General features: G+C 55.6%; 17 protein-coding genes. 6 read left to right on the top strand and 11 right to left on the bottom strand.

Features of this window, described 5'->3' with window-relative positions; genetic code table 11:
• Positions 1-123 precede the first annotated feature (123 nt).
• Positions 124-2157, bottom strand: a complete 2034-nt coding sequence (rep, locus tag HZ297_RS05270; protein WP_178861953.1) for a DNA helicase Rep — start codon at positions 2155-2157, stop codon at positions 124-126.
• Between the two features lie 145 nt (positions 2158-2302).
• On the opposite strand from rep, the gene HZ297_RS05275 reads away from it, so the two are divergent.
• The 5 genes from HZ297_RS05275 (at position 2303) to HZ297_RS05295 (ending at position 8605) form a co-directional block, all read left to right on the top strand.
• Entirely contained in the window at positions 2303-2884 is a 582-nt protein-coding gene (locus HZ297_RS05275; RefSeq protein WP_178861954.1) for a methyltransferase, read from the top strand.
• 150 nt (positions 2885-3034) lie between these two features.
• Complete coding sequence (locus HZ297_RS05280) at positions 3035-3964, top strand: Tim44 domain-containing protein (RefSeq protein ID WP_178861955.1); 930 nt, start codon at positions 3035-3037, stop codon at positions 3962-3964.
• Positions 3965-4006: 42 nt separating this feature from the next.
• A complete protein-coding gene (locus tag HZ297_RS05285) occupies positions 4007-4471 on the top strand; it encodes a hypothetical protein (RefSeq protein ID WP_178861956.1) in 465 nt (154 codons plus the stop codon).
• Between the two features lie 79 nt (positions 4472-4550).
• Positions 4551-5666, top strand: a complete 1116-nt coding sequence (truD, locus tag HZ297_RS05290) for a tRNA pseudouridine(13) synthase TruD (RefSeq protein ID WP_246261639.1) — start codon at positions 4551-4553, stop codon at positions 5664-5666.
• A gap of 71 nt (positions 5667-5737) precedes the next feature.
• Positions 5738-8605 (top strand): hybrid sensor histidine kinase/response regulator, encoded by a 2868-nt coding sequence (locus HZ297_RS05295; protein ID WP_178861957.1) that lies wholly within the window; start codon positions 5738-5740, stop codon positions 8603-8605.
• A gap of 10 nt (positions 8606-8615) precedes the next feature.
• Here the strand turns inward: HZ297_RS05295 and hisI are convergent, their stop codons facing one another.
• From hisI to HZ297_RS05345, 10 genes are all read right to left on the bottom strand, one after another.
• Complete coding sequence (gene hisI, locus HZ297_RS05300) at positions 8616-9065, bottom strand: phosphoribosyl-AMP cyclohydrolase (RefSeq protein WP_178861958.1); 450 nt, start codon at positions 9063-9065, stop codon at positions 8616-8618.
• 7 nt (positions 9066-9072) lie between these two features.
• On the bottom strand, positions 9073-10146 hold the full coding sequence (locus HZ297_RS05305) for a 3'-5' exonuclease (protein ID WP_178861959.1): 1074 nt from the start codon (positions 10144-10146) through the stop codon (positions 9073-9075).
• A 113-nt stretch (positions 10147-10259) separates the two neighbouring features.
• Positions 10260-11135 (bottom strand): UDP-2,3-diacylglucosamine diphosphatase, encoded by an 876-nt coding sequence (locus HZ297_RS05310; RefSeq protein ID WP_178861960.1) that lies wholly within the window; start codon positions 11133-11135, stop codon positions 10260-10262.
• Positions 11136-11176: 41 nt separating this feature from the next.
• Positions 11177-12301, bottom strand: coding sequence for a GNAT family N-acetyltransferase (locus tag HZ297_RS05315; protein WP_343034766.1), 1125 nt, complete (start codon positions 12299-12301; stop codon positions 11177-11179).
• Positions 12302-12304: 3 nt separating this feature from the next.
• Complete coding sequence (locus tag HZ297_RS05320; RefSeq protein ID WP_178861961.1) at positions 12305-13579, bottom strand: BtaA family protein; 1275 nt, start codon at positions 13577-13579, stop codon at positions 12305-12307.
• Positions 13580-13772: 193 nt separating this feature from the next.
• Positions 13773-14897 carry a glycerate kinase gene (locus HZ297_RS05325; protein ID WP_178861962.1) on the bottom strand — a complete coding sequence of 375 codons (1125 nt, stop codon included), beginning with the start codon at positions 14895-14897 and terminating at the stop codon, positions 13773-13775.
• A gap of 16 nt (positions 14898-14913) precedes the next feature.
• Positions 14914-15474, bottom strand: coding sequence for a thioredoxin family protein (locus HZ297_RS05330; RefSeq protein ID WP_178861963.1), 561 nt, complete (start codon positions 15472-15474; stop codon positions 14914-14916).
• A 168-nt stretch (positions 15475-15642) separates the two neighbouring features.
• A complete protein-coding gene (locus tag HZ297_RS05335) occupies positions 15643-16458 on the bottom strand; it encodes a DUF2189 domain-containing protein (RefSeq protein WP_178861964.1) in 816 nt (271 codons plus the stop codon).
• Between the two features lie 234 nt (positions 16459-16692).
• Positions 16693-17304 (bottom strand): superoxide dismutase, encoded by a 612-nt coding sequence (locus HZ297_RS05340; protein WP_178861965.1) that lies wholly within the window; start codon positions 17302-17304, stop codon positions 16693-16695.
• 132 nt (positions 17305-17436) lie between these two features.
• Positions 17437-17733 carry a YcgL domain-containing protein gene (locus HZ297_RS05345; protein ID WP_178861966.1) on the bottom strand — a complete coding sequence of 99 codons (297 nt, stop codon included), beginning with the start codon at positions 17731-17733 and terminating at the stop codon, positions 17437-17439.
• Between the two features lie 164 nt (positions 17734-17897).
• Here HZ297_RS05345 and HZ297_RS05350 point away from each other — a divergent pair, with 164 nt between their 5' ends.
• Positions 17898-18857 (top strand): NAD(P)H-binding protein, encoded by a 960-nt coding sequence (locus HZ297_RS05350; RefSeq protein ID WP_178861967.1) that lies wholly within the window; start codon positions 17898-17900, stop codon positions 18855-18857.

An 18857-nucleotide genomic window follows, 5' to 3' on the forward strand; every position in this document is an offset into this window, starting at 1 on the left:
CCCCAATTTCTTCGTGACCTCTGTGCTCTTCGTGGTTTAAAAGCGTTTTACCCGGCCTGTTGAGTTTTTCAAGCCGATAAAAAATCGCCAAAAATTCTCAACAGGCCGGGTGTGTTATGGGGGTTAGTCGCGTTTTAAAAACGATTTTAAATTGGCGAGTTGGGCGTTGCCGTGTTCCTGCTGCTCTTCTTTGCTCAGGACTACGCCGGGTTTGCCTTCCCATTTGAGGATGTCTTGCGGCAGTTCTTCCAGAAAGCGGCTCGGTTCGCACGCCATATCCTCGCCGTATTTGCGGCGCTTGGTGGCGTAGGTCATGGTCAGGGTCTGCTGGGCGCGAGTGATGCCTACATAGGCCAAACGGCGCTCCTCTTCCAACCCGGGCGATTCCAGGTTCTGCTTGTGCGGCAGCAGTTCCTCTTCCATGCCGATGAGGAAAACGTGCGGAAACTCCAGTCCTTTCGAGGCGTGCAAGGTCATCAAGCTGACCATGTCGTGCTCCTTGTCGGACTCGTTGCGCTCCATCATGTCCATCAAGGTCATGTGGGCGACGATGGAGGAGAGTTTTTTCTCTTCGCCGTCCTCTTCTATGGCTTTTTTGATAATGCGCTCAATCCACAGAATCAGTTCGCGCACGTTGCCGATGCGGCGCTCGGCGGTTTTGACGCTGCTGGCGGTTTCGTGAATCCAGTTGTCGTATTCGATTTTCTCGACCAGGCCGCGCACAAAGCTGATGACCTCTTCGCCTTGGGCTCCTTCGGCTTCCTGAATCCAGCCGAGCAGTTGTTCGCCAAAGAATTGCACCCGCTTCAACGCTTTTTCCGACAAGACCGTCGTCAGGCCGAACTCCTGGGTGGCGTCGAACAGGCTGATGCCGCGGCCGGTGGCGTAGGTGGCGAGTTTTTCCAGCGTGGTCGCACCGATCTCGCGGCGCGGCGTGTTGATGATGCGCAGAAAGGCCGCATCGTCGTCCGGGTTGACGATGAGTTTGAGATAGCTCATCACGTCTTTGATTTCGGTATGGTCGAAGAACGATTTACCGCCGGAGATGACATAGGGGATGTTCTGTTCGCGCAGGGCGCGTTCCATCAGGCGCGCCTGATGGTTGCCGCGGTAGAGGATGGCGTAGTCGCGGTTTTTGCAGCGGTGTTTGAATTTGTGGACGATGATTTCCGACACCACGCGTTCCGCTTCCTGATTCTCGTTGGCGCAGGCGATGACGCGAAGCGGATCGCCCAGGCCCATCTCACTCCACAGAGTCTTTTCGAAGACGTGCGGGTTGTTGGCGATCAGCGTGTTGGCCGATTGCAGAATGCGGTTGCTGGAGCGGTAATTCTGTTCGAGTTTAATGACCTCCAGCGCCGGAAAATCCTCTTTCAGCAGAATCAGGTTTTCCGGCTGGGCGCCGCGCCAGGCGTAGATGGACTGATCGTCGTCGCCCACCACGGTAAAACGCGCCTGAATGCCCACCAGTTGCTTGACCAGCGCGTACTGCGCCGCGTTGGTGTCCTGGTATTCGTCCACCAGCAGATAGCGCACGCGGTTCTGCCATTTCTCCAGCACTTCAGGATGTTCGGCAAACAGTTTGACCGGCAGGCCGATAAGGTCGTCAAAATCCACTGCGTTATACGCCTTGATCTGTTTCTGATACGCCTGATAGAGCAGCGCGCGCGCCTGTTGCTGCTGGTCTTCGGCCATCTCCAAGGCGCGTTCCGGGGTGATGTGGGCGTTCTTCCAGTTGGAGATGTCCCATTGCACGCCGTCGAGCACGTCCGGGTCGATCGACTGCTTCATCATCAGCTCTTTCAAAATCTGCCCGCTGTCGGTGGCGTCCATAATCGAGAAGTTGGGTTTGTAGTCGAGCGCCTTGTACTCCTGGCGGATGATGTTCAGCCCGAGGTTGTGGAAGGTCGACACATTCAGCCCTTTGATGTTCTCATCCCGGAGCAGTTTGCTGACGCGCTCTTTCATCTCCTTGGCCGCCTTGTTGGTAAAGGTCACGGCGTAGATGTTATGCGGTTTGTAGTCGTGCTTGCGGATCAGGTAGGCGATTTTTTCGGTAATCACGCGCGTTTTACCCGAGCCGGCACCTGCCAGAACGAGGGCGGGCGTTTCGATATGGGTGACAGCTTGGTATTGACGGTCGTTAAGGCTATGCATGATTCGGTTTAAATCGGTTATGTCAAACAGGCTTTTTTCAAAGATTGTGCGGCAGAAAAGGTACAATATGATAATTCAAAAGCCGCGCTTTGGGGTGTTTTTAAACACCCTTGCGAAGCCGGAGGTTAAAAAATAGGAAGTCACTGTGGCCACCATCGAAGAATTAAAGCAAGACCTGCATATCGACGCTAACCTGCTCGGCAAAGAGCTGAAGTTCGCCACGACCTGGGGGATTTTCAGTCCGCGTGAGATCGATTCGGGCACCGATCTGCTGTTGAAATACCTGGAAATCAGAGAGGACGAAATCGCGCTGGACGTGGGCTGCGGTTACGGGCCGATCGGGCTGGTGATCGCCGCCAATGCGCCCAAAGGCCAGGTGCATATGGTCGACAAGGATTTTGTGGCGGTGGATTACGCCAATAAAAACGCCAAGCTGAACGGTTTGAGTAATGCGCAGGCGTATCTGTCCAACGGCTTGAGCAACGTGCCTAAAGACATCCAGTTCACCACGGTGGTATCGAATATTCCGGCCAAAGTGGGCAAAGAGATGTTGAGTATTCTGCTGCATGACATTCATGCGCAACTGGTACCCGGCGGGCAGTTGGTGGTGGTGACCATCAACGGGTTGCGCGACTACATGAAGCGCAATTTCAAGGAAGTGTTCGGCAACTACGAGAAGGTCAAGCAGGGCAAGGACTACACCATTTCGCGTTGTGTAAAAGAATAAGCGGATTTAATCCATCGGCAAGTTTTGTCGAATTGTATTGGTTGTCGGGCTTGTCTAAAATGGCCGGATAACTGTTTGTTAAGTCATAGGATTTTGACAATTATCTGCCCGGCGAATGCATTGCCGATAGATCGGGTGAAAGGAGGTTACATGAAACAGTTTTGGATTTTATTTTTAGGGGTTGTGTTGAGCTGGAGCGCCATGATGAGTGTGGCGGAAGCCAAGCGTTTGGGCGGCGGAAGCAGTATCGGTTATTCCAAAAGCGTGCCTTCCAAATCTTACAACACCACCCAGAAAACGGATGCGGCTAAGTCGCAACCTGCCGCCGCCAGTGCCGCAGGTGCAAGCGCTTCAGCCGGCGCGTCTAAATGGTTGGGGCCATTGGCGGGCATTGCCGCCGGCGGGCTGATCGCCGCCATGCTGTTTGGCGAGGGCTTTGAAGGGTTGCAGATCATGGATTTGCTGATTTTTGCGTTGATTGCCTTTATGCTCTATAAAATGTTTGTTGCGCGCCGCCGTAGTGCTTATCAAGCCGCCGGTGTAGAGCGCACGCAAGGTTATGTGGAACCTAATCCCTTGAAAAAAGCGCCGGTTTTACAGCGCGAGTCGGCTCCGCAGGCGGCCGCTTATGATCCGCAGGCCGGTTCAATCATCGGTTCTGCGCTAGGCGAGACGCCTTCTGCCGAAGCCGTCAGGGTGCATGACATTCCGGCGTGGTTTGATGCCGAGCAGTTTGTGGCGGGCGCTAAGCAGCACTTTGTCACGTTGCAGAAAGCGTGGGACGAGCTGGATGTGGCGGAAATCGAATCTTACTGCACGCCGGAGCTGTTTGCGGCGATTAAGGCGCAGATGCAGGGGGGTGAGCCGGGCGATAATGTCACCGTGGTGGATTCGCTCTATGCCGAGATTGCCGATATGGCCATTGATGGCGACTATTTTGTGGTGAGCCTGCGTTTCAGCGGATTTATTCAGGAAGCCGCAGACCAAGGTGCGCACGCCTTCACCGAAATCTGGCATATTCGCCGCCATGCGGCAGACCAGGGCAACTGGCTGGTGGCGGGGATTCAGCAGATTCAGTAACAGAGGATGAACATTTAGCCAACTCAATGCAAGGAGAGGTGGATGGCGTTGAAACTGCAAACGAAGTCGGGACGGGCGATCATCACGGCCTGTATGTTGAGTGTTTTGGCGCTCGGCGGCTGCTCCAAAGAGCCGGTAGAGCTGGAGTCGGCCAAGGTTTTGATCAATATGGATAAGGGGTCGGGCAATTTCGACCGCGTGTTGCAAATCTGTTTTAAAAAGCCGATTACCTCCGAGTATTATCACACCGTGGTGATTCTGACCAAGGAGTCGGTGAAGGTTTCCGGCGAAGGGGTTTTGCGCCCGTTGGCATCCGACCCGGACAACAAATGCCAGTTGAAGAATATCTACTCGTATATTCACAAGGATTCGCCCATTGGCGCCCGCCAGCTGATTGAAGACTATGTCAAACCCGGTAATATCAGCCAGGTATTGATCAAGGTGTATGCCGACAAGCCGCAAGGCAAAGAACGTCCGATCAGCGAGAAGGTGTTTACCGATCTTTAGAACTCGACAGGTGTCGATTTAATTTCAACAGGCCTGGTATCGCGTGGCGGTCTCAGGCTTTTTTATTGGATTTTTTAGCATGCAGCAGAGCGAGCAAACGCCAGCAGTCACATACGATTTTCCGCAACCGTTGATGGAGGCGCTGGCCTATGCCAATGGCCGGCCAGCCTGTTCCGGCTTATATAAGGTGCACGCCGAGGACTTTGTGGTGGAGGAGCAGATTGCGTTTGAATTAAGCGGCGAAGGCGAGCACCTGTGGTGCTGGGTGGAGAAGCGCGGCGAAAATACCGACTGGGTGGCACAGCAGCTGGCGAAGTGGGCGGGGGTTTCGCCCGCCAATATCGGCGTGGCGGGGCAGAAGGACCGCCATGCGGTGACGCGCCAGTGGTTCAGCATCTGGTTGCCGGGACAGGCCGATCCGGAACCGTCCGATCTTGCCCAGGAAAACGTCCGCATCCTGCGCATGGTGCGCCATAGCCGCAAACTGCAAACCGGCGGTTTGAGCGGCAACCGCTTTGAGATCGTGGTGCGCGATTTGGAGGGCGAGTGCGAATCGTTGCATCAGCGTCTTGAAATGGTCGCCAAAGAGGGGGTGCCCAATTATTTCGGCGATCAGCGCTTTGGCTTCAAAGGAGCCAATTTAAATAAGGCGACGGCCTTTTTGCAGGGGCGCTTGCCACGTGTCAAACGCAACCAGAAGAGCCTTTATATTTCCGCTGCGCGTTCCTGGCTGTTTAATCTGGTGTTGAGCGAACGCATCCGCCGCGCTAGCTGGAACGGCTTTCTGCCGGGGGATGTCCTGCAGTTGGAAGGTTCCAGCCGCTGGTTTGAGGATGACGGCTCGAGCGGTCTGGCGGAGCGCGTTGCCTCGGGCGATCTGCATCCGACCGGCCCTTTGTACGGGCGTGGTACCTGGCCTGTTGAAAATGCGGTGCGCGAATTGGAGCAAGCCGTTGTGGCGGCCTTTCCGGTCTGGCTGGAGGGCTTGGAGAAGCAGGGTTTGAAGCACGACCGCCGCGCTTTGCGGGTGTTGCCGCAGCAGTTTGAGTGGCAGTGGCTGGCGTCGCCCCACGGCAAAACCGCCCTGCAGTTGCGTTTTGCCTTGCCGGCCGGCAGTTATGCGTCAATGGTGCTGCGCGAACTGCTGGACGTCAAGGATGCACAGGTATTGGCCAAGCAGAACCCGCAGAGTTGATGCATAATTGATGCAGCACAGACATTGCCAGGTTGGGAGACGGGTTCTGTTGGAGTCCGGCTATATTTACAATGCAAAAACGCCTCGTGCAGGCGTTTTTTAACGAGTTGAAAAACTGCGTGAAAAAATCCCTTTATGCATACATCCGGCGCGCACTCCTCTGGTTACGTCCCGGGGTGGTGGCCTCCATTCTGCTGACAGGATTGATTTTTTATGCCAGTACCGAATATCTGAAGCAGAGTTTCCACAACCGCGTGGCGGAAACGGCCCATGTCACCGCCAAAGGGGTTACCAGCCTGATTGCGGAGCGCCTGCATAACTATCATCTGGTGATGCGCTCGGTTGCCAATCACCATCAGGACCGTATCTTTGAACTGGCCGCCGGGGGCGGTTATCCCTACGACTTTACGCAGATTTCGGCGGATATCTATACGTTGTTCAGTGAGGTGACGCAGTTCGCCATTGTCAATGACAAGGGCGTGGTGATGCTCAAAAGCCCGGGCAGCGAGATTACCGACCAGTGTCAGCTGCAAATCGATCAGGTCATCAAGGGGATGCTCCGCGGCACCGAGGCCGAGTTGCATCGCGACAAAAACGGTTACCATTTCGATGTGATCGTGAAGATGATGCGCGGTCAGGAAGTGGCGGCTTTGTTTGTGAGTTTCTCGCTGGAGCATTTGCAGAAACTGTTGGCCCAGTTTGAAACGCCCGAACTTAAACTACGCTTGCTTGATCAGCATCCGTTATACCCGATGCGCATCACCGGCGGCGGTATTATCATCGCGGATTCGAGCCGTGAGGCTCTGGTGCCGCCGTTAGCGCAGGAGCGGGTTAATCATACCCAGTGGTTCTTGCAGGCGGTGCCTGCGGCGACGCTGTTTGCCGATTATGCCCAGCGCATCCACACCATTGCCGGACTGCTGTTTATTGCCTTTACCACGCTGTTTCTGATCTTTACCCACTATTTACGCGCCGCGCATCAGGCGCAGGTGCAGGCTGAGAAAAAGGCATCCTACAGCGCGCTTTTCAATGCCGGTCCGACGGTCTTGGTGGAAAAAGACTTTCTTGGCGGCATGGCGATTGAGTATGTGTCGCCCAATGTGTTGCAGCTCATCGGGTTTACCGACAAGCAGCTCATCGGTGAGCGCAGTTTTTATGATCTGATTCATCCCGAAGACCTGAAGTTCTTCAAACAGACTCTGGAACAGGCGATTTCGCGGCGTCAGCCCTCATTTGAAATCGAATACCGTCTTATGACCGCCGACTGGGACTATCTGTGGGTTTACAGTCTGGTTCATTTGAACCGCAACCGCGAAGGACGGCTGGCTAAAATACAGGCGTATATCACCTCGATTCAGGCGCAAAAACTCGCCGAGCAACAGGCCATCACCTTGATCGAAAATGCCCCGGATGCGATGGTGGTGACCGACGTGCACGGCCAAATTGTCAGTGTCAACAAGATGGCCGAGGCGCTGTTTGCCACCCCTAAGGATGCCCTGCTGCATCAGTCGCTGGAACGCTGGATACCCTCTTACGGCCTGACCCTGGACAATGGTCAGAGCCGCGATAAAACCCTGCAGCGCGAGTGTTCTGGTATGCGTCTGGACGGCCAGCGCCTGACGCTGGCGGTGAGCCTTAACCGTTTGCAGACCCCTAGCGGCCCGTTGATTGCCAGCGTACTGCGCGATATTTCGGTGCAGAAGGCCGCGCAGGAGCAGATGCTGTTGGCGAAGGAACGTGCCGAGTCATTGGCGGTGGCGCGCAGCCAGTTTATTGCGATGGTCAGTCATGAAATACGCACACCGATGAACGGTGTCTTGGGCATGGCGGAACTCTTGGCGGCGACGCCGCTGGATGAGCGCCAGCAGAGTTATTTGCAGGCGATCAGGGAGAGTGGCCGTTCGCTGGTGTCGATTCTGAATGATGTGCTGGATTTTTCCAAACTGGACAAGGGCGGTATCCGCCTGCGGCCGGAACCTTTTGCCTTGCCGGAGCTGGTGCGCAATGTCATTCAGTTGATGCGTCCGGAAGCCAAGCTGGGAAATGTGGCGTTACAGCTCGAGGCTGACGCCCGCTGCCCCGACTGGGTGGAAGGCGACGGTTTGCGCTTGCGTCAGATTTTGCTGAATCTGGTCGGCAATGCGATCAAATTCAGTCCGCAGGGAGCGGTGACGCTGCAAGTTGCCTGCCACTCGCTTGATAACGCGATGCTGGGGGTGCAGTTCAAAGTGGTTGATAACGGCATCGGCATTGCGTTGTCGGATCAACAGCGCCTGTTCGAGCCTTTTATCCAGGCCGACAGCTCGCATTCGCGCCATTTTGGCGGAACCGGTTTGGGGTTGGCGATCTGCAAGCAGCTGGTTGATTTAATGGGGGGGACGATCGAGCTGCAATCCGAATTGGGGCAGGGCAGTACTTTTATTGTCGATTTAACGTTTAAAAAGGTCGAGGCGCCCGAAGCATCGCCCGTGGCAGCTCAAGAAACGACGATGCCCGCGTCGGCCGTAAAAGCGGAGAGGAATGCCGGTTCGTTAACGGCGCCGCGGACGTCTTTAAACAGGGTTCTGCTGGTTGAGGATGACCCGGTAAACCAGCAGATCGCCCAGGCGTTTCTTGAAAATCTGGGGATGCAGGTGGATACCCTCAACAACGGCTTGGAAGCTTTGGAGTACTGGCGCTTGCACCACACCGAGCTGGCATTGATTCTGATGGATTGTCAGATGCCGATTATGGACGGCTATGAGGCGTGCCGTCTGATTCGACAGGAGGAGCGTCTGCTGAACAAGTCGCATCCGGTGCCGATTGTCGCCTTTACCGCCAATGCTTACGAGTTGGACCGCGAGCGCTGCATGCAGGCCGGCATGAGCGATCTGCTGGTCAAACCCCTCTATGCCGAGGAGTTCAATGCCACCATGCTGAAATGGTTGGAGAAGGTTTAACCCGGCCTGTTTACTTTTTATAGAGTTCGCTTGGATCGATCAGCGGATCGCTGCTGATTTCCAGTTTGCCGTCATGCACCGCATTGTAGAAGCAGCTGCGGCGGCCGGTATGGCAGGCGGGGCCGGTCTGGTCGACTTGCAGCAAAATGGCATCGCCGTCGCAGTCGAACGCCAGCTCTTTCAGAATCTGCACCTGCCCCGACTCTTCGCCCTTGCGCCAGTAGTTCTGGCGCGAGCGCGACCAGTAGCAGACGCGGCCGGTCTTGAGGGTTTCCTCCAACGCCTGTAGGTTCATCCACGCCATCATCAGCACTTCCTTGCTGTCGAACTGCTGGGCGATGGCCGGCACCAAGCCGTTGTGGTCGAACTTGATCTGGGTTTTGATCATCTCCCAATCAAAGCAGTCGCCTTTATGCGCTTTTTCCAATTGCTTGAAGGTGGTTTCGGATGTCTGGCACATCGGGTTCTTATCCTTGTTTTAAACCGGCTAAAGCGGCAAACGGGTTGTTGACGATCTGTTCTTTTTTGGCCTTGGGCTTTTTCTCTTCAACCTGCGACTGGCGGCCTTTTTCGAGCATCGCTTTAAACAGTTCGACGGTGGCCTGCGCATCCGCCAGCGCATCGTGGGCATCGCCGGGGAACGGCTTTTGCAGGATGCGTTCGTAGGCGTCCGTCAGTTTGGGCGTTTTCCAGAACCAGTACATTTTTTCGTTCTGCCAGCGCATCGCGCCGATCAGGTCGCGGCTCAGCTCGGCGACATCCAGCCAGCTGTTGTAGTCCAGCTCAAACGGCAGCAGTTTCTTTTCGGCGCTTTTTTGCAGGTAGGCAAAGTCGCTTTCGGTGCTGTAGGCCAGAACCACATCGGCATCGGCAAGCAGGTTGTGGATGTCGTCCCACACCGCGCTCAAGGAAGGCGCGTCCTGCACCATCTCGGTGGTGATGTTGTGTTTCTCGTTTTCGGGAATGTCGTAACCGGGGTTGATGAGGCTGTTGAACAGTTCGTTGCCGTCTAAGTCGCACGCCGAAAACTGGATAATGTCGGCTTCCGGATTGGTGCAGATGTCGGTGGCTTCAATGTCCAGACAGACCACTTTTTTGCCCTTGAAGGTTTTGGCGTGGTTTTTGAGTTTGAACAGCGCGTCGTTGCGTCCTTCCTGAATCAGCCCGATGACCTCCGAGGAGGTGAACTCGTTGAGCAGCTCTTCCAGTTTGGCGGAGAGGCGCTTGACCGATTTTTGCAGTGCGGCGCGAATGGTTTCGTCTTCGGTGCTGCGGGCGATAAAGGTTTCGACATCGAGGGTTTCTTCGCCCAGGCGCAGATTCTGCAGCGTGGCGGCGGCGATCTTCTTGGTGTTGAAGTCGTAGTCTTCCAGCGGCGGAATGGTGATGTCGGCATTCAATAGCGCTTTTTCCCCTTTGGCGGGGGAGGCCATGATCTGCACCCCTTTGATCTGCAAACCGTCGGACGCGGCCACGGCGACCAGATACTCTTTAAGGGGTTGATTTCGCTTGTCAATCAGAATCAGTTGGGCGTTACTCATGGCACTCTTTAAAATGGGCTGAAAAAAGCGCTATTTTAACAGCTTATGCATCGGGATGGGTTCAAATTGGGTTGCGGTTTTGAGCGCAAAAAAACTCAACAGGCCGGGGTGGCTTAAACCGTAGCCGGTTGGGAGGCTTGCAAGGTGGCGTGGTCGAGCTTAACCCAATGGATCAGTTGAATCTTCCCGTCGAAGTCTTCCGCCAACGCGGTGCAGGATTCCACCCAGTCGCCGCAGTTGTAGTAGCTGATGGGCTGTTCGCCGCCGATCTCGCGGATTTCGGCGTGGTGGATATGGCCGCAGACCACGCCGTCCATGCCTTTGTGTTTGGCCTCTTTGGCCACCGCTTCCTCAAAATCGGAGATGAAATTGACGGCGCGTTTGACGCGGTTTTTGAGGTAGGCGGACAGCGACCAGTAGCCGAATCCCAAGCGGTGGCGGAGCTGGTTGTACCAGCGGTTGACGTGCAGCATGGTTTCGTAGAGGAAATCGCCAAACAGCGCCATCCAGCGGTGGCACTGCACCACGCCGTCGAACTGGTCGCCGTGAATGCACCACAGTTTGCGGCCGTCGGCGGTGGTATGCACGTATTCGTCCAGCAGGTGGATATTGCCGAATTGCACGCCGGAATAGCGCCGCAGCATGTCGTCGTGGTTGCCGGTGATATAGATGACTTTGGTGCCGCGTTTGGCGCGGGTGAGGATGCGGCGGATTACATTGGTGTGGGCCTGCGGCCAGTAGGTGCGTTTGCGCATGCGCCAGCCGTCGATAATGTCGCCGACCAGAATCAGCGTCTCGCAATCGTGCTGTTTGAGGAAGTGGCTCACGAAATCCGCCTTGCAACCTTTGGAGCCGAGATGCAGGTCGGAAATCCACAGGGTGCGGTAGCGTTTGCCTTCAAACGGGGGGTCGGATGGGGCGGGTGACGCGCAGTGCAAGCCCTCTGCCAGCTCCATCCAGTCGGGCAGTTGCAGATTGTTGGGTTTCATGGCGACTCCTTGGTGATTTGCCCCGTGTGATGCATGGGAAGTTAAATTTCGTGTTTTTGCAGAAAGGCCGGGCCAAAACGGTTGAGCAAGCGGGCGAAGCCGCTTTGCAGCCAACGCTGTTGCCAGGGCAGGTGGTTGACATAGAGTGCGGTGTATTCGATGACCGGTACGCCGCCGCGTTGGCGCTTGAAATGCCCCGCACCGGAACTCAAATTGAGCGTTTGGCCGCGTTCATGGGTGACTTTGAGCAGCTGCGCCATCAATAGCCGGTAGAGGCCGAGCGATTGCGGCAGGCTGGTGTCGTAACCGACAATCGGCGCGGTGATCAGCTCGTTCTGGGTGAACAGGCCGATGCTGGCGACGATACGCCCGCTGATGTCGCGGAAGCTGAAGAACTCGACCAGCCGATGGCTGTGCAGAAACTCGAAATAGGCTGCCGTGAACTGCGGGTTATAGGCGGAATGCTTGTCGATAAACAGCTGTTTGAATACGCTTTCAATCGCCTTGAAATCTTCGCCCCGGTGCTCTTGCGGCGTCACCAGCTGCAAGCTGGTGTTTTTGAGCAGGCGTTGGTCGTTTTTGACATTGTTTTTGCGCCACCAGTCGCCGTGGGCTTCGCCTTGTTTGGGAAACAGATAGACCTGACGGGCGGGCAGCATCAGCCAACCCTTTTGCTGCAGGCGCGCCATCAGGTCGGCGTTGCTGTAGGGGTTGAGCGAACGGATGCTGATGCTGTGCTGCGGATTGGCGTGCGACAGTTTGTTGGTGAAATAGTCAATGGTATCGTTCTGCCAATCGGGCACGATGTTGGTGGAAAACAGCCAGTTGTTCAAGGAAACGGTCTGGTTGATCTGTGCCCAGCGCAGGGCGATATCCGCCATGCCGATTACCGCACGCAAGGCGCGACGCAGCAAGGCGTTTTTAATCAATCCCAGTTCGTCGCGTGCATAACGCACATAAGCGGTGTAGGGCGAACAGACATAGCTGTTGTCGTATTCGCGTTCGTTGCGGGTGATGGGTACGCTTTTATTTTCGAGCACAATGCAGTCCAGTTCGGTCTGCACATTGGCGATGGCGCGTTGTTCGCTCGAACGCTGCATCGCCTCCAGTCCCATAACGAAGCGGTGGGTGGTGGACCAGAGATTTTCCGGCAGCAGGCGGTCCACGGTTTATTCCGTTGCGCTCGAGCGGCGCTGGTAGACAAAGACGCCGCCATAGATGGCCGAACGGTCGCGGCGCGTCCAGTCACGGTTGGCATCGGGATCCGTCTGCCAAGGTTGCAATAGTTCCTTGGGCAGTTTTAATTCCAACGGCGAGGTGGTGCCGGCCGTACGGAACACCACGCGAGCATTCGGCATGGCGGTGCGGTTGACCTGAATCCATAGGTCGGTGAGCTGTTGCTCGTCCATCCAGTCCTGCGCATCCAAGAACAGATAGGCATTGAGACTGTTGGCCGGCATCTGCTTGAGGCGCTCGGTCATGGATTCGTGGTGAACCGTCACTTTCTGCGAATGCTGTTGCAGCGTGTCGAAATGCTCGGCTTGCAGATAACGCGGCAGGGCCCGGCGGTGGTCAAGGTCGTATTCGCGCTGATAGGCCTGCCAGGCAAAGTAGTTGTCTTGGAGCGGGGTGTCGCAGGCCAGGCGGCGCGCACGTTCTTTGAGCAGTTCATGCATGCCTTGCGCGGTTTGCTGGGATTCGCTGTGCATCTCGGCGTACTGCGCCGGCGGAATCCCCAGGCTGTAGAGCACCACCGCACGGTTGCAAAGGAATTTCAGCAGGCGGGTGTCGAACACCGGCGCGACGTGCTGTGCAAACAGGCGCTGCTGTTCTTCCGGCGTGCGCGCCTGCATGACCTGGGAGATGTCGTAGCCCAGACGCTTACTGACCCAGTGAATCAAGCCGATGAAATTGCCCAGCAGGCCGAAACGGTAAAAGCCTGCGCTGAACATGGCAATGCGCGGCTTGCGGCTCAGGCCTTCGCGGCCTTCCCAGTATTCGCGGGTTTTGGCATCCAGATGGGGCTGAATGTAGGCGTGGTAGCGATCCAGGTTCTTGGGCAGATTGGCTTTGCCGAAGAAGTCAAAAAACGCCGCTTCGTCCGGCAGGTGCTGGATGGCCGCCAGTTTGAGTTTGAGCAGGGCGATATGCGCCTCGTTGAGGTCCACCACGGTAATGGAGGCCGGTTGTTCGGTCAGGTAGTTGAGCACATTGCAGCCGCCGGATGAGATTGTGAAGATATGCGAATCGGCATTGAGTTGCAGCGCGGCGATGTCGACTTCCGGGTCTTCCCAAATCTGCGGATAGACCAGTCGGTCAAACCAGGCGGTAAACAGGCGGTCCATGAGCCCCTTGCGGCTGAACCAGCGGGTATTGTTGACGGCGCTTTCCAGCAGTTGTTTGGTATTGCTTGCAGTGTCGATTGAGGTCTGGCTGATGCTCATGGGGCTACCTTTGAATGCCGTTAAAGTCTGTTTGGGCTATGTTAAAAAGGCAGTTTTAAGGCTTTATGAAGCTTGTGTAACAGGTTTGTGAAGTAAGGCAGGGGAAAGGCGGGTTTTATAACGGTTTTGTGACAGCGCTATGGGATAGAACCCGGCCTGTTGGAAACTGAACAGGCCGGGTTGGCGTGGTTTTTCAGCGCAACAGCAGCTTGCAGACCGAATAGAGGGTGTCGTACAGCAAGGCCGGCGCCTGCTGCATCGCGTCGATTTCGTGCATCGGTGCGTTGATGATGCTGAACAGGCCGGCAAATTCCGGCAGTTCGGCCGGCGAGCAGCCGAGCGCGCCGCAAATCCCCAGCGTGGGAATGCTGTGCTGTTGGCCGAGTTGCGCGAGGCGCATCGGCAATTTGCCGAAACGGGTCTGTTCGTCGATGCGGCCTTCGCCGGTGATAATCCAGTCGGGACGCTCTTCCGCCAGCAGGCGGTTAAGCTGCAGACCCGACTCCAAAACCTCGAAGCCGGGCGTCACCTTGGCGCCGAGCAGGCCGATAAAGCCGCCCGCCATGCCGCCCGCCGCCCCTGCGCCCGGCAGATCGCGGATGTCTTGGGAGGTGGCCTGTTCAATTTTATCGGCCAGATTGCTCAGGCCGTTTTCGAGTAACGCATAGTTGTGTTCGTTGACGCCTTTTTGCGGCCCGAAAACCGTGGTGGCGCCATTTTCACCGAGCAGCGGATTGGTGACATCACAGGCCAGTTGCCACTCGATGTCCTGCAAGTGTGGCGGAATCTTGCCGATGCGGGCGAGGTCCCGCAGGCTCTGCCCGCCGAGATTGATCGGTTGGTCTTTGGCATCCAGTAGTGGAATCCCCAACGCTTGTAGTGCGCCGGCGCCGCCGTCGTTGGTGGCGGAACCGCCGAGACCGATAATAATTTTCCGCGGCTGGAGTTTCAGTGCCTCGAGAATCAGTTGGCCGGTGCCATAGGTGTGGGTCTGCAAGGGATTGCGCTCTTCATGGCGAATTTTGGGCAGGCCGCTGGCCTGCGCCATTTCGATAATCGCGGTGCGGCTGTCGGGCTGCCAGCCAAAGATCGCCTTGGTTTTGCGGCCGAGCGGATTGGCAACCCAGGCGCTGTGTTTTTCCGCCAAGCCGGCGCTGACAAAGCTGTCGACAAAGCCTTCGCCGCCGTCGGACATGGGGCGCGCAAACACCTGGGTGTCGGGGGCTAATTCCTGGATGACCTGGGTGGCGATCTGGCAGAACTGGATGGCGCTTAAGGAGCCTTTAAAGCTGTCGGGAGCGAGCAGAATCTTTTTCATCGTCTTGGCTTGGGTCTCAGGCGGTTTTCCATTTGATCGAACAACCCATGCTCGGAATCTGCTCCAGCGGGCCCTGGCCGGTTTGCGCCACTTGCTTCATGGCTTCGAGCAGATCGCGGCGCACGCCTTCCGGTGCGGTCTCTTTGCGGGATTCGTCGAGACGGCCGCGGTATTGCAGTTTGAGTTCGGCGTTGTAGCCGAAAAAGTCGGGTGTGCACACCGCGCCGTAGGCTTTGGCAACTTCCTGAGTCTCGTCGATCACATACGGGAACGGAAACTGCCATTGCTCGGCGACTTTTTTCATGTTGTCGAAGGAGTCTTCTGCGTATTCGTTAGGGTCGTTGGACATAATGGCGATGCTGTTGATGCCGAATTCGTCGCGCAAAATGCGGGTGTCTTCGACCAGACGCTTATGAATGGCTTTGACATAGGGGCAGTGGTTGCAGATGAACATCACTAGCAGACCGTTCGGCCCTTTGGCCTTTTCCAGTGTCCATTGCTGGCCGTCGATGCCGGGCAGATTGAAGTCGATGGCGGGCTGGTTAAATTCGCAAACAGGGGTGGTTAAGCTGACCATGCTGTCTCCTTAAAACGGTGTTGGGTTTATAACATTGCTGAATGCGTTGCAGTATGCGTGAACCCCGCTGGGGTTGCAAGTCCGTCAATAGGATAGCAGAGGGCGTGGTTAGGGATGAAGCACGGGCAAGGCAGCGCCGCGGCTGCGGCACTGCGGTTGGTTGGTGGTTTAGTTCGCCTGCGGTTCCACGCTCACCAGTTCCTTGTAGGCGTGCCAGCTGGCATAACCCAGCAGCGGCATGACCACAATCATCAATAAGCCGGCAGTGAGCACTCCCAGTGAGAACAGGGCGCCGATGGTCAATGCCCACAGGGCCATGGTGCCTTTGTTTTCCATGGTTACCTGGAAACTGACAATCATGGCATTGAGCGCATCCACTTTGTCGTCCTGCAACAGCAGCGGAATGGTCACCACACTGATGGCAAACACAAATGCTCCGAGCACGGCCCCGATCAGGCTGAAGACAATCAGAAATTGAATGCCGGCTTCCGACAGCAGAAACCCCATAATGCCCATTTGCGGGTCGACAATCAGCAGGGATTGCGATTTGACCACGGCCGCAATCAGCGGTGTGATGCGCGACCAGATGGCGATGATGATGCCCAATGCCAGGGCGTAGAGGGCAAAGTTGGTGGTATTGCTTCGCCAGGCGAGCAGCGAGCGGTTAAGGTCGGGATATTCGTGTTTTTCGACGTTTTGTGCAATGGCGTAGAGGCCGGTGGCAAGAAACGGAGCGATCATCACAAACGAGGTTGCGACAGTGAACATCAGAAACGGCGAATCGCGGAAAGCCGCGAGGGTTAACAATACAAAGAGCGTGGTGGCCGCACCATAAAACAGTGAGGCGACCGGCGCGTTGGCCATGTCGATCCAGCCTTGTTTAAGCCAGTGTGCGATACGGCTGGCGGATACTTCGGTTGAAATAATATGTTCACCATTGCTGGTGAAGTGATCATGCTTGGCGTGCGTGATAACGGTTCCCATGATAAACCTCCTATCAACTTCAGATAAAAGCAGTGCAATGAATGGCTGCTTGCATAGTCAGTTTAATACTTGAGTAAAATGCTGGGAAATAAAACGTCTTGATGCAGACTAAATAAAACTGATAAAAACCGTTTTAAAAACAGTAGGTTGGAGCGGTAGGCAGGTTGGAGAGGTTGCGGGGGCATAAAAAAACCGGCGCATATGGGCCGGTTTTTTTGGCAAAGCGTCGGCGACTTAGGCTTTTGCAGCGGCGTAAAGTTCTGCCACTTTGTTCCAGTTAACCACGTCCCACCAGGCTTGCATGTAAGCTGGGCGCAGGTTCTGGTAGCGCAGGTAGTAAGCGTGTTCCCACACATCCAAACCTAGGATTGGCGTGCCTTTGACGTCAGCCACGTCCATCAACGGGTTGTCCTGGTTTGGGGTTGAAGAGATTTCCAGTTTGCCGTCGGCAGACACTGTCAACCACGCCCAGCCAGAACCGAAGCGGGTGGCGCCGGCCGTATTGAACTTCTCTTTCATCGCATCGAAACCGCCGAAAGTGGCGTTGATGTCGTCAGCCAAAGCGCCGCTTGGCGTTCCCATGCTGTCGCCGGTCATGACTTCCCAGAAGAATGCGTGGTTCCAGTGACCGCCGCCGTTGTTACGCACGGCCGGAGAGATGGAGCCGGCGTTTTTCACCAACTCTTCCAGCGACTTGCCTTCGTGTTCGGTGCCGGCAATCGCGTTGTTCAGGTTGTTGATGTAGGTTTGGTGGTGTTTGGTGTGGTGGATTTCCATGGTGCGTGCGTCGATAGACACTTCCAGCGCATCGTAATCGTAAGGTAAATCAGGTAGCGTAAAGGCCATAGTCTTTCCTTTTAAATTTTGAAATAAAGAGCGAGCGTTAAACCTAGTATTGTAGTCAACCTGCTTGGTTTGTAAATGGTTGAGTCGTTTTATCGGGAATTGCCGGTCTGCCGGATAGGGGGCGCAGTGACCTTAGCAGATATTGTCCAGATGTTCCGGCGGCGGCGCCATGTCGCCGAATTTTTCGATTTCGTTGGGCGGCATCTGCATAAAGTAGCCTTTGGCGTGCAGCGACTCCAGCACCTTTTTGCTGTCCTCGCGCGCCAGTTCGCGTTCGGCGCTGAGTTCAAAATCGATGACATGGGCGGGTTCGCCGAACATCACCAGCAGCTCTTTGGGGAGTTTGTTCAGGCCGTCGGCCTGCGGTACGTAAAGATAAAGCTCTTGCTTTTTGGGGCTTTTGAAAACCGATACATTCAAAGTGGTCATAGGGGTTCTTCAGTTAAATAGTTGTACGTATTCTGGAAAGGTATATGGTGTTTATTGTAACAAAAACCGGGCGCAACGCTAACAAATGGGGCGGCAAGACTTGACCTCAAATTGGGCAATCATTTATCCTTAGTGGGTTTTGAATTACAAAAATGGATGTTGGCATGATCTTAGGAAACAAAGTGACGGTCTTTGGCGGAACCGGTTATATCGGGCGTGAAGTGGTCAATGCTTTGTCAAAAGCGGGTTACCAGATTACGGTTTGCGTGCGCCGTCCGGAGCGTTATCGCGAGTTTGCGTTGTACGCCAATACCAAATTGGCGACATTGAGCAGCTATGACAATGCGCAACAGCTGGAAGCCGCCCTGAAAGGGGCGAGCATTGTCGTCAACCTCAACGCTGACCGCATGAACGGCACCGAAATGGTGGCGATGGACGACTTGCAGCATGTGAATCAGAAGATCAAAATGGCCGCCGAGCATGCCGGCGTGAAGCGCGTGTTGAGCCTGTCGCAGCTGGGCGCGTCGTCCAATCAGGATGCCAACCACTATCTGCACCAGCTCGGCGAAGCCGATGCGCTGATGTTTACGGTGACCAATGCCAAAAACACCATTTTCAGAACCAGTCTGTTGATCGGTCAGAACGACGATACCACGCAGCGTTTTGCCAATCAGTTGAACTATGCCGGTATGGTGATGGTGGCCAATGCCGACACGGTGGTGCAGCCTTTGTGGGTGCGCGACTTTGCCAATGCGTTGGTCGCTTCGATCAAGAATGAGGCCACCTTCGGCAAGAAAATCGAAGTGGCGGGTGAAGAGCGTCTGACCATGAAAGAGCTGGCGGAACTGGTTAGCGATCTGATGCAGAAAGACGCGGTGGTTTTTCCGGTTTGCAATCTGAATGCCCGTCTGATGAGCACCTTGGGTCTGCCTTCTGTGTCTAAAAACCAGGTGGTTATGTTGCAGAACGACATGATCAGCGACAACGATTTTGAAACCCAGTTCGGTTTTGCGCCGGCGTCGCTGGAGTGGTCGATCTCCACCTATGTGGTGCCGCACCATATCCGCGAGCGTTATCATTTCTTCCGCAAGGAAGCCGGGCGCAGCCCGGAAGAGTTGGTTTGA

The organism is Thiomicrorhabdus cannonii, from assembly GCF_013391695.1.
Lineage (GTDB): Bacteria > Pseudomonadota > Gammaproteobacteria > Thiomicrospirales > Thiomicrospiraceae > Thiomicrorhabdus > Thiomicrorhabdus cannonii.

Excerpts from the sequence above, each read along its gene's own strand:
- truD (WP_246261639.1), top strand. The coding sequence starts at position 4,551 with ATGCAGCAGAGCGAGCAAACGCCAGCAGTCACATACGATTTTCCGCAA.
- HZ297_RS05335 (WP_178861964.1), bottom strand. The coding sequence starts at position 16,458 with ATGGGAACCGTTATCACGCACGCCAAGCATGATCACTTCACCAGCAAT.
- HZ297_RS05325 (WP_178861962.1), bottom strand. The coding sequence starts at position 14,897 with ATGAAAAAGATTCTGCTCGCTCCCGACAGCTTTAAAGGCTCCTTAAGC.
- HZ297_RS05345 (WP_178861966.1), bottom strand. The coding sequence starts at position 17,733 with ATGACCACTTTGAATGTATCGGTTTTCAAAAGCCCCAAAAAGCAAGAG.
- HZ297_RS05280 (WP_178861955.1), top strand. The coding sequence starts at position 3,035 with ATGAAACAGTTTTGGATTTTATTTTTAGGGGTTGTGTTGAGCTGGAGC.
- HZ297_RS05330 (WP_178861963.1), bottom strand. The coding sequence starts at position 15,474 with ATGGTCAGCTTAACCACCCCTGTTTGCGAATTTAACCAGCCCGCCATC.
- HZ297_RS05310 (WP_178861960.1), bottom strand. The coding sequence starts at position 11,135 with ATGAAACCCAACAATCTGCAACTGCCCGACTGGATGGAGCTGGCAGAG.
- rep (WP_178861953.1), bottom strand. The coding sequence starts at position 2,157 with ATGCATAGCCTTAACGACCGTCAATACCAAGCTGTCACCCATATCGAA.
- HZ297_RS05340 (WP_178861965.1), bottom strand. The coding sequence starts at position 17,304 with ATGGCCTTTACGCTACCTGATTTACCTTACGATTACGATGCGCTGGAA.
- hisI (WP_178861958.1), bottom strand. The coding sequence starts at position 9,065 with ATGTGCCAGACATCCGAAACCACCTTCAAGCAATTGGAAAAAGCGCAT.
- HZ297_RS05320 (WP_178861961.1), bottom strand. The coding sequence starts at position 13,579 with ATGAGCATCAGCCAGACCTCAATCGACACTGCAAGCAATACCAAACAA.
- HZ297_RS05305 (WP_178861959.1), bottom strand. The coding sequence starts at position 10,146 with ATGAGTAACGCCCAACTGATTCTGATTGACAAGCGAAATCAACCCCTT.
- HZ297_RS05350 (WP_178861967.1), top strand. The coding sequence starts at position 17,898 with ATGATCTTAGGAAACAAAGTGACGGTCTTTGGCGGAACCGGTTATATC.
- HZ297_RS05295 (WP_178861957.1), top strand. The coding sequence starts at position 5,738 with ATGCAAAAACGCCTCGTGCAGGCGTTTTTTAACGAGTTGAAAAACTGC.
- HZ297_RS05285 (WP_178861956.1), top strand. The coding sequence starts at position 4,007 with ATGGCGTTGAAACTGCAAACGAAGTCGGGACGGGCGATCATCACGGCC.